This window comes from Intrasporangium sp. (assembly GCF_032907665.1).
Classification (GTDB): domain Bacteria; phylum Actinomycetota; class Actinomycetes; order Actinomycetales; family Dermatophilaceae; genus Intrasporangium.
In genome coordinates, this window is sequence record NZ_JAJJPG010000226.1 from 1 (window position 1) to 1,517 (window position 1,517).

2 protein-coding genes and 1 pseudogene are annotated in these 1,517 nt (G+C 73.2%); 1 reads left to right on the forward strand and 2 read right to left on the reverse strand.

Annotated features, from left to right (window positions below; genetic code table 11):
- Positions 1 to 362: NusA N-terminal domain-containing protein (locus LOY02_RS18570; RefSeq protein WP_317183851.1), on the reverse strand; the 362-nt coding region annotated here is incomplete at its 3' end.
- Positions 362 to 925 carry a ribosome maturation factor RimP gene (rimP, locus tag LOY02_RS18575; protein WP_317183852.1) on the reverse strand — a complete coding sequence of 188 codons (564 nt, stop codon included), beginning with the start codon at positions 923 to 925 and terminating at the stop codon, positions 362 to 364. The genes LOY02_RS18570 and rimP, both read right to left, overlap by 1 nt.
- A gap of 190 nt (positions 926 to 1,115) precedes the next feature.
- Here rimP and LOY02_RS18580 point away from each other — a divergent pair.
- A pseudogene (locus tag LOY02_RS18580) lies at positions 1,116 to 1,517 on the forward strand (hypothetical protein); the annotation flags it as partial.

Below are 1,517 nucleotides of genomic sequence, written 5' to 3' on the forward strand. Positions count from 1 at the left end.
CGGCCCTTGAAGTCGCCGAGGATCGCCTCGTCCTCGAGGTCTCGCAGGCGCTGGACGATGACCTGCCGGGCCGTCGAGGCCGCGATGCGACCGAAGCCCTCGGGGGTGTCGTCGAACTCCGGCCCCGGCTCGCCGCGTTGGGGCCGCTCGCCCTCCTCCGCCGGCAGGAGCTCGCCCTCCTCACGCGCCCAGACGACGACGTGCCCCGTCTTGCGGTCGAGCTCGACTCGGGCGACGCGATGGCTGCCCTCGGTGCGGTGGTAGGCGACGAGGAGGGCCTGCTCGATCGCGGGGATGAGCACCTCGAGACTGATGTCCCGCTCGCGTTCGAGGGCACGGAGGGCCGCAAGGTCGATGTCCATCAGTTCTCCTCCTCCGGGCCGGCGCCGCCGGCCTCCGGGTCAACGGCTGCGGCGGCGTCGGACCGCGTGAACTCGACCTGAACCGTGCCCGTGCGGACCGAGTCCAGCCCGATGGTCTCGACGCGCGCCCCGACCTTCTTCGTAGCGGGGGCCTCGATGGTGAGGCGGTCGGCGTCGACGCCGGTGAGCCGCCCGGTGGTCGTGCCCTCGGAGTGCACGACCTCGACGAGTCGGCCGACCTGCCTGCGGAACTGGTCCCGCGTCGTCAGGGGCCGCCCGATTCCGGGCGAGCTGACCTCGAGGACATAGGGGCCGCTCCCCATGACGTCGGAGTCGTCGAGCCGGGCGCTCACGGCGCGGGTCGCATCCGCGACGGCGTCGAGGGACAGGGGTGGCACCGGGCTCGACGTGTCTGCCGGGTCGAGGCCGGCGATGTCCGTGTCGACGAGGACGCGGACCAGCCGACGCTTGCCGGCCGGGCCGACCGTGACATCGTCGATGACGAGTCCGAGCGGCGCGAGAGCGGGCTCGATGGTGGCTCTGACCTGGTCGGCCGTGCTCATCGCCAGCACCTCCTGCTCTTCTCGAATTCGGCGCACGCCCTTCTCGGACGCCGCCGCGTGAACCTACTCTAACCGTGCGCAGGGCACACCGCCCGCCACCGACAGCGGACCGACCGGGCGGGTCCAGTCGGCCCGCGAGGCAGGACCTCGCCTGCGCGACCGACAGGTGGCCCATGGCAGGATCTGACGCATGAGTGGCGACACCCGGACGAGCGGGTCACGGGTTCGCGAGCCACGGTTCACTCCCCCGCGTCGCCTCCTGCTCGTCGGAGGTGCTGCCGCGGCCCTCGGGCTCCTCAGCGGCTGCGGTCTCCGGCTCGACCTGCCCCAACCGCCTCCGCCCGTCCCCACCCGCCGCGCCGTGCCCGACGAGGCGCTGCTCGTCGCCGTCGTCCGCGACCTCGACGAGCTGCTCCGGTCGTGGCCGCGGGCGACAAAGCCCGCGGGGCTGAAGAGCGCCCGGAGCGTGCTCACCGAGCAGCGTCGGGTGCTCGTGGGCCGGTTGACGAACGATGGCGTGCCGACCGATGAGATCACGGCGCGACCGGCCACGACCGGGTCGGCGCCGGGGACGACAGCACCGACACCGACC